Raw genomic sequence first — 8,702 nt, 5'->3', positions numbered from 1 at the left:
GGTCTCGGAGGGCGGCTCGGGCGTGGGGCGGGTGTCGGGTGGTGGTTCGGGTGTGAGGTCGGTGTCGGGTGACGACCCGGTCATGCGGCCGGTCCAGACCGGCGCCCCGGCCAGTGGCCCGAGCGGCGCCCCGGGCGCCGGGCCGGTCCCGGCCCGTGGTGCCGGCGTGCAGCCAGCCGGTGGCCGTCACGGAGAGGGCGACGTGTCCGGGCCCGTGCTGCGCGCGGTCGGTCTGTCGCGGACGTACGGGCACGGCGAGAGCCTGGTGTGGGCCGTCGACGGCGTCGACCTCGACGTCCCGGCCGGGCAGACGCTCGCCGTGACCGGGCCCAGCGGCTGCGGCAAGTCGACGCTGCTGCACCTGCTCGGCGGACTGGACCGGCCCACCGACGGCGAGGTGTGGCTCGGCGGGCGGCGCATCGACGACCTCGGCGAACGGGCGCTGGCCAGGCTGCGCCGCCGTACCGTCGGCTTCGTCTTCCAGGACTTCCAGCTGATGGACGAGCTGACCGCGGCGGAGAACGTCGAGTTGCCCGCGCTGCTCGCCGGCGCCTCGCCGCGCACCGCCCGCGACCGCGCCGCGGCCCTCCTCGGCCGGGTCGGGCTCGCGGACCGGGCCCGGCACCTGCCCTCGGAGCTGTCCGGCGGGCAGCGGCAGCGGGTCGCCGTCGCCCGCGCCCTGGTCAACGAGCCGCTGGTGGTCCTCGCGGACGAGCCCACCGGGAACCTGGACAGCGCCGCGACCCACGACATCCTCCGTCTCTTCGGTGAACTGCGCGCCGCGGGCCAGACCTTGGTCGTCGTCACCCACGACGAGCGCGTCGCCGCCACGGCGGACCGCGTCGTCTCCCTGCGCGACGGGGCGCCGGCCGACGACACCCACCTGACCCGCCCCGGCGACACCGGCCACGGCAACACCGGCCACGGCAACACCGGCAACACCGGCCCCGGCCCCGGGCTCGGCGCACTGCTGCACTGGGGGGAGGACTGACATGGGACGTCTGCTCCTGCTCTGGCGGCTCATCGCGCGCGACCTGCGCCGCCGTCCCGGCGAGGCCGTCATGTTCCTGCTCGCCGTCACGGCCGCCACCGCCTCCCTGGCCCTCGGCATGGCGACCGACGACGCCGTGGGCGCCGCGTACCTGAAGACCCGTGACGCCACCGCCGGTCCCGACGTCACGGCGATCACGACGGCCGCCGACCCGTCCGCCGTGGCCGAACGCCTCGCGGGGACGCCCGGTGTGGTCGCGCACTCCGACCCGGTCTTCGCCTTCGACACCACGGTCCGGGCGCACGGCCGCAGCGCGCGGTCGGCGGTCGAGGGGCGCGACGGCGAACCGTCCGCCGTGGACCGGCCCCTGGTGACCTCCGGCACCTGGGTGCGGTCCGGCGGTGTGGTGGTCGAGCACAGCTTCGCGAAGGTGCTCGGGGTGGACGTCGGCGACCGCGTCACCATCAGCGGCCGCGACTTCCCGGTCGTCGGGATCGCCCTCAGCGTGGCCACCGGCGTCTACCCGGGCAGCGACTGGGCGCAGGGGCCCGGGACGTCCGACTACGGCGGCAGGGTCTGGCTCACCACCGCCGACACCCGCGCGGCGGCCGGGGACGCGCCCGGTGTCCATCTGATCCGCCTGAAGCTCTCGGACCCCGCCGCGGTCGCCCAGTGGATCGACGCCGCCTTCCCGCAGGACGACCGGGGCGGCGACTGGGTCAACGTCCGCTCGTGGCAGGACGTCCTCGACCAGGACACCAAGTTCATCATGTTCGCCCGGCCCGCCCTGGTCGTCGGCGGCTGGCTGCTGGCCGGGGCCGCGGTCGTCACCCTCGCCGCGCTCACCGCCCTGCGGGCCGGCCGCGACAACCGGCGGGCCGGACTGCTCAAGGCGGTCGGCGCCACGCCCGGCGCGGTCGCCGTCGTACTGCTGGCGCAGCACCTGCTGCTGACCGCCCTGGCCGCCGCCCTCGGGCTGACCGCCGGGTCCCTGCTCGCCCCCGAACTGGCCGACCCCGGCGCCGGGTTGATCAACGCCGTCAGCCCGCCGGCCACCGACACCGTCGTCGGCACGGTCCTCCTCGCCGCCGTGGTCGCCGGCGCCGGTGTGCTCGGCCCCGTGCTGCGCGCCGCCCGGACCAGCACCGTCGACACCCTGGCCGACCCGGCCCAGCCGCCCGTCCGGCACCCGCGGCTGAACGCCGTGACGGCGTACCTGCCCACCTCGCTGCTGATCGGCGTCCGGCTGCTCGCCCGCCGGCCCGGCCGTGCCGTCCTGACCGCGGTGGGAGCGGGGGTCACCAGCGTCATGGTCACCGCGCTGCTCACCCTGCACGCCGTACCCGATGTGAAGATCGAGTACGGGCTGTCCAACCCCGGCGGGCTGCGGGACATCGTGACCGTCCGGACGCTGACCGGTGTCACCTGCGTGCTCGTGGCCCTGTCCGTGCTCAACACGGTGTTCCTCGGCTGGAGCACCGCGGTGCGGGCCCGGCGCGCCCTGACCGTCACCCGTGCCCTCGGCGCCACCCCCGGCCAGGTCGTCACGGCCCTCTGCACCGCCCAACTGCTGCCCGCCGCGCTCGGGGTGGCGGTCGGCACCCCGGCCGGACTCGTCCTCTACAACCTGTTCAGCCGCGTCGTCGTCGTGCCCCCGGGTTCGTGGCTGCTCCTCGCCGCGTCGGCCGTCCTGCTGACGGCCGGCGCGCTGACCGCCCTGCCCGCCTGGGCCCACACCCGGGGCCCCGCCGGACGCGCCCTGCACACCGGGCCCGCCTGACGCCACGGCAGGCACAGGTGCGCCCGGCCCCCGGTTGACGCTTTAATTGCGACTCATGTGCAATAGCTCATCCGCGTCAACTGCTCTGGGGGACACATGAGGACCCGTCGGATACGAGGCGCCGCCGCCGCGGCCGCGCTGGCCGTGGGTGTCGGCGCCTGCTCCGCCCCGGGAGGCAGCGGCGGCGACGGGAAGGGCGGGGCCGAGTCCGTCGTGATCGGGGTGGCCTCCGAACCGGACACCCTCAGCCCGCTGCTCGGCTACGGCAAGGACGGGAACTCCAAGATCTTCGACGGGCTGCTCGCCCGCGACACCGACCTGAAGCTGAAGCCCGCGCTGGCCAAGGCACTGCCCGAGATCGGCGACGGCGGGCGGACGTACACCTACACCCTGCGCGAGGGCGTGAAGTTCAGCGACGGCGAGCCGCTGACCGCCGAGGACGTCGTCTACACGTACGAGACGATCCTCGACCCGAAGACCAACAACACCGCGCGCAGCGAACTGGACGCAGTCGAGAACGTCCGGGCGAGCGGTGACGACCAGGTCGTCTTCACGCTCAAGTACCCCTACGCGGCCTTCGCCGCGCGCACGGTGCTGCCCGTCGTCCCCGAGCACATCGCGGGCGGCCAGGACCCCAACACCGGCTCCTTCAACACCGAGCCGGTCGGTACCGGACCGTACACGCTCGCGAAGTGGAGCAAGGGCGAGAAGCTCACCTTCAAGGCCAACCCGGACTACTGGGGCGGCGAACCGGCGGTCAAGTCGTTCACCATGGCGATCATCGCCGACGACAACGTCCGCGCCACCCGCCTGCGCTCCGGCGATCTGGACGGCGCCGTCCTGCCGCCCAACCTCGCCGCCACCTTCAAGGACGACGACAGCAGGCGCACGTACGACGCCAAGACCTACGACTTCCGCGCCGTCACCCTGCCCACGGCCGGCCCGGTCACCGGCGACCGCGCGATCCGGCGGGCCCTGGACGCCGCCGTGGACCGCCGGGCCATGGTCGACAAGATCCTCGACGGCGCCGGCCTCCCGGCGTACGGCCCGCTGCCCACCGACGACCCCTGGTACGCCAAGGACATCGCCCGCGACCAGGACCTCGCCGAGGCCCGCCGTGTCCTCGACCGGGCCGGCTGGAGGACGGGCGGCGACGGCATCCGCGCCAAGGACGGACAGCGCGCCGCGTTCACCCTCTACTACCCCTCCGGCGACAAGGTCCGCCAGGACCACGCCCTCGCCTACGCCTCCGACGCCAAGCGGGCCGGCATCGAGGTGAACGTGGAGAGCGCCACCTGGGAGGTCATCGAACCCCGGATGGGCCGCGACGCGGTCCTGGCCGGCTTCGGCAGCGTCGGCGACCCCGACTTCGGCCTCTACACCCTGCTGCACTCCTCCCTCGCCGGCGACGGCTTCAACAACATGGCCCGCTACGACAACCCGGCCGTCGACCAGGCCCTCGACACCGGCCGCCGCAGCCAGGACCCCGACGAACGCCGCGCCGCCTACGACACGATCCAGCAGGCGCTCGTCGACGACCCCGGCTACACCTTCCTCACCCACATCGACCACCTCTACGTCCTCGCCGACCGCTGGGAGGGCCTCACCACCCAACTGGAGCCGCACGAGCACGGCTTCGCCAGCGGCCCCTGGTGGAACATCGAGACCTGGCGGCCCAAGGCATGAGCGCGCTCCCCTGGGGAGCGATGGCCCGGCTGACGGGACGGCGGGCGCTGTCCGCCGTCCCCGTCCTGGCCGTCGTCACCTTCGGTGTGTTCGCCATCGCCGCCGCCTCCCCGTTCGACCCCGTCAAGGCGTACGCCGGGACCGCCGCGCTCGGCGCCGACCAGGAGACCCTGGACCGGCTGCGCGCCAACCTCGGCGTGGACGAGCCGTTCGTCACCCGCTGGTGGCACTGGCTGACCTCCGCGCTCTCCGGCGACCTCGGCCACTCCAGCGTGCTGCGGCAGCCGGTGGCCCAGGTCATCGGCGAACGCCTGGCCTGGTCCGCGCTGCTGTGCGCGGTCGCCTTCACCGCCGCCGTCCTCGCCGGCACCCTGCTCGGCGTCCTGGCCGCCCGCCGCCCCGGCTCCCTCCTCGACCGGGCGGTGACCTCCCTCGCGTACGCCCTGGAGGCGGCCCCGGTCTTCTGGACCGCGCTGCTCGCCGTCTGGCTGTTCGCCCTCCAGTGGGACCTCCTCCCGGCGGGCGGCCTCACCGACACCGCCAGCGAACAGGTCACCTTCGGCCAGGTCGCCAGTCACGTCGTCCTGCCCGCCGGGGTCCTCGCCGTCTCCCAACTCCCCTGGTTCACCCTCTACGTCCGCCAGGGCGTCGGCGACGCCCTCGCGGAGGACCCGGTGCGCGGCGCCCGCGCCCGTGGCATCGGCGAAGGCACCGTCCTGCTCGGCCACGCCCTGCGCTCCGGGCTGCTGCCGGTGCTCACCCTGATCGGCTCCCGCGTCCCCGAACTCATCACCGGCGCCCTGCTCGTGGAGACCGTCTTCAGCTGGCCCGGCATCGCCGCGGCCACCGTCGAGGCGGCCACCGCCGTCGACTTCCCGCTGCTCGCCGCGCTCACCACCCTCGCCACCGCCGCCGTCCTCGCCGGAAACCTCCTCGCCGACCTGCTCTACGGCCTCTTCGACCCGAGGGTGAAGCTCAGTGACATGTGACGCCCCCGCCCTGGAACAGTGGCGGTCCCACGGCACGGCCCGCCGCTCCACCCGCGCCCTGCGCCTGCGCGTCTCGGCCGGCCTGCTGGCCCTGACCGTCCTCGCCGTGCTGCTCGTACCGCCGTTCGTCCGGCTCGACCAGCAGGCCGTCGACCTCGCCGCCAAGCTCCTGCCGCCGAGCGCCGCCCACCCCTTCGGCACCGATGACGTCGGCCGCGACCTGCTGCTGCGCTGCGTGTACGGGCTGCGCGTCTCGCTGCTGGTCGGGGTGGCCGCGGCGCTGACCGCGACGGTCGTCGGCACCGCGGTGGGCGCCGCCGCCGGGGCGCTGGGCGGCTGGTTCGACCGCGCGCTGATGCGGGTGGTCGACGCGTTCTCCTCCGTACCCCACCTGCTGCTCGGCGTGTTCATCGTGGCCATGTTCCGGCCGGGCGTGTGGCCCGTGGTCGTCTCCGTCGCGGCCACCCACTGGCTGTCCACCGCCCGCATCGTCCGCGCCGAGGTGCTCTCCCTGCGGTCGCGCCCGTACATCGACGCCGCCGTCTCCGGGGGCGCCTCCCGGTGGCGGGTGACGGTACGGCACCTGCTGCCCGGCGTACTGCCACAGGCCGCGCTGGCCGCCGTACTGATGGTGCCGCACGCCATGTGGCACGAGTCGGCGCTGTCCTTCCTCGGGCTCGGCCTGCCCACCCACATGGCCAGCCTCGGCAACCTGATCCAGCAGGCCCGCGGTTCGCTGCTCGCCGGGCAGTGGTGGCCCACCCTCTTCCCGGGCCTGTTCATCATCGTCCCCACCCTCGCCGTCGCGGGCCTCGCCGGGGCCTGGCGGGAGCGGATCAACCCCCGGCGGCGATCGGAGCTGATGCTGTGAACGGGCGTGTGAACGGGCGTCCCCCTGTGCTGGAGGTCCGCGGTCTGTCCGTCCGCTTCCTGATGCCGGGCGGACGGCGGATCGCCGCCGTCACCGACGTCCGCTTCGACGTGGCGGCCGGGGAGTGCCTGGCCCTGATCGGCGAGAGCGGCTGCGGCAAGTCCGTGCTGGCCTCCGCCCTGCTCGGGCTGCTCCCCGGCAACGCGCAGACCGCCGGCACCGCCCTCCTCGGCGACCTGGACCTGCTCACCGCGGACGAGCGGACCCTCGCCCGTACCGTACGGGGCCGCCGGATCGGCCTGGTCCCGCAGAGCCCGGCCGCCCACCTCACCCCCGTCCGCACCGTCCGCTCCCACCTGGCGGAGACCGTCGCCGCCCTCACCGGCACCCGGGGCCGCGCCGCCCTGCGCTCCGCCGCCGAGGACGCCGCCGCCCGCGCCGCGTTCCCGGCCGGCCACCTCGACCGCCACCCGCACGAACTCTCCGGCGGCCTCGCCCAGCGCGCCGCCACCGCCCTCGCCCTGGTCGGCGACGCGCCCCTGCTGCTCGCCGACGAACCGACCACCGGACTCGACCGGGACCTGGTGGACCGTACCGTCGACGAACTGCGCCGCCACGTCGACGCGGACGCCGACGGAGAGGGCCGGGCCCTGCTGATGATCACCCACGACCTGGCGGCGGCCGAACGCGTCGCCGACCGGGTCGCCGTCATGTACGCCGGACGCATCGTCGAACTCGCCGACGCGGACGTCTTCTTCGGCACCCCCGGCCCCCGCCACCCCTACAGCCGGGGCCTGCTCCAGGCCCTGCCCGACCGCGCGTTCACGCCCGTTCCCGGCCTGCCCCCGGAACTCGGCGACCTGCCCGCCGGCTGCGCCTTCGCCCCCCGCTGCGCCCGCGCCACCGACACCTGCGGCACGCTGCCGGAGCTGTCCGGCACGGTCGCCTGCCACCACCCGCACCCCCACCCGCACACCACCGCCGACCCGGAGGCCGCCCGTGCTTGAACTGCGCGCCGTCACCGCCGGATACACCCGGGGCGCCCCCGTCCTGCGGGACGTGTCCCTGACCGTCGCGCCGGGCGAGGCGGTCGGCCTGCTGGGCCCCAGCGGCTGCGGCAAGTCGACCCTCGCCCGGGTCGCCGCCCTGCTGCACCGCCCCGACGCCGGCACCGTCGTCGTCGACGGCGAGCCGGTACGCCGCTGGCGGCACCGCGCGCCGCGCGAGCTGCGCACCGCCTTCGGCGTCGTCTTCCAGCAGGCCCGGCTCTCCGCCGACCCCCGGCTGCGGCTGGCCGACCTGATCGCCGAACCGCTGCGCGCCACCGGCCGCCGCGAGCGTTCGGCTGCCCGGGTCGCCGAACTGGCCGCCACGGTCGGCCTCACCGGCGACCTGCTGGGCCGCCGCCCGCACGAGGTCAGCGACGGCCAGCTCCAGCGGGCCTGTCTGGCCCGCGCCCTGGTGCTGCGCCCGCGCTGGCTGGTCTGCGACGAGATGACCGCCATGCTGGACGCGTCCACCACCGCCGCGCTGGTCGCGGTGGTCGAGGAGTACCGCGCCGCCACCGGGGCGGGCCTGCTGGCCGTGGGCCACGACCGGGTCCTGCTGGAGCGCTGGTGCGACCGCACGGTCGACTGGGGACGGCCGGCCGGGCAGTCGACGGAACACGGCCCTCCTTCCCCAGGACCGCACAAAGCCCGACGGGGTGATTGATTCGATTGTGTTCGGGTCCTAGGGTGACCGTGTTTCAGTAGTCGCTCCCTCACCGCCAGTTGCCGGGCACCACCCCCGTAACCGCCGTTAGCACACCGTGCGTTGAGCCGCCCACCGAACCCCACGGAAGGCCACGGTCATGCCGCACCCGTCCCTCTCCTCCGTCGTGCCCCCGGTCGTCAGCCGCCGCCGCCTCCTGGAGGGCGGCGCCGCCGTCCTCGGCGCGCTCGCCCTGTCCGTACCGCCCGCCAGGGCCCGCGCGGCGGCGGCCACCTCCGACGGCCCCCCGCAGTGGAACGACTTCGGTGTCTTCCGGCTCGGCACCGAGCCGCCGCACACCACGCTCATGCCGTACGCGGACGTCCGCCAGGCGCTGGCCGCCGACCGCACCGACTCCCCGTACCGCCTCTCCCTCGACGGCACCTGGAAGTTCGCCTACGCCGACCGCCCCGAGGACCGGGACGCCGACTTCCACCGCACCGACCTCGACGACGGCGACTGGGACACCATCCCGGTCCCCTCGGTCTGGCAGCTGCACGGCCACGACCGTCCGATCTACCTGAACATCACCTACCCCTACTGGGGCCCCAACGGCCTGGGGGAGGAGCCGCAGCCCCCCACCGCCCCCACCCGCCGCAACCCCGTCGGCCAGTACCGCCGCACCTTCACCGT

General features: G+C 75.1%; 8 protein-coding genes. All 8 read left to right on the top strand.

Features of this window, described 5'->3' with window-relative positions; all coding sequences use genetic code 11:
• The first annotated feature begins 202 nt into the window (after positions 1-202).
• Positions 203-991, top strand: a complete 789-nt coding sequence (locus tag J7I94_RS21130; protein ID WP_308114649.1) for an ABC transporter ATP-binding protein — start codon at positions 203-205, stop codon at positions 989-991.
• Between the two features lies 1 nt (position 992).
• The gene (locus J7I94_RS21125) at positions 993-2,771 is read left to right on the top strand and encodes an FtsX-like permease family protein (protein WP_215168815.1); all 1,779 of its coding nucleotides are present in this window, start codon (positions 993-995) and stop codon (positions 2,769-2,771) included.
• Positions 2,772-2,867: 96 nt separating this feature from the next.
• Complete coding sequence (locus tag J7I94_RS21120; RefSeq protein WP_215168813.1) at positions 2,868-4,457, top strand: ABC transporter substrate-binding protein; 1,590 nt, start codon at positions 2,868-2,870, stop codon at positions 4,455-4,457.
• 20 nt (positions 4,458-4,477) lie between these two features.
• Positions 4,478-5,446, top strand: coding sequence for an ABC transporter permease (locus J7I94_RS21115; protein ID WP_215168819.1), 969 nt, complete (start codon positions 4,478-4,480; stop codon positions 5,444-5,446).
• Positions 5,436-6,317, top strand: a complete 882-nt coding sequence (locus J7I94_RS21110) for an ABC transporter permease (protein WP_215168811.1) — start codon at positions 5,436-5,438, stop codon at positions 6,315-6,317. The genes J7I94_RS21115 and J7I94_RS21110 overlap by 11 nt, the downstream gene beginning before the upstream one ends.
• A gap of 62 nt (positions 6,318-6,379) precedes the next feature.
• Entirely contained in the window at positions 6,380-7,324 is a 945-nt protein-coding gene (locus J7I94_RS21105) for an ABC transporter ATP-binding protein (RefSeq protein ID WP_215168816.1), read from the top strand.
• On the top strand, positions 7,317-8,030 hold the full coding sequence (locus tag J7I94_RS21100) for an ABC transporter ATP-binding protein (RefSeq protein ID WP_215168809.1): 714 nt from the start codon (positions 7,317-7,319) through the stop codon (positions 8,028-8,030). The genes J7I94_RS21105 and J7I94_RS21100 overlap by 8 nt, the downstream gene beginning before the upstream one ends.
• A gap of 139 nt (positions 8,031-8,169) precedes the next feature.
• Positions 8,170-8,702, top strand: a 533-nt coding sequence (locus tag J7I94_RS21095; RefSeq protein WP_374198407.1) for a sugar-binding domain-containing protein, incomplete at its 3' end; no start/stop codon positions are given.

The organism is Streptomyces sp. ISL-12 (genome assembly GCF_018614415.1).
GTDB lineage: Bacteria > Actinomycetota > Actinomycetes > Streptomycetales > Streptomycetaceae > Streptomyces.
Note: the sequence above shows the minus strand (reverse complement) of the source record. Positions and strands in the feature narration are given on the sequence as shown.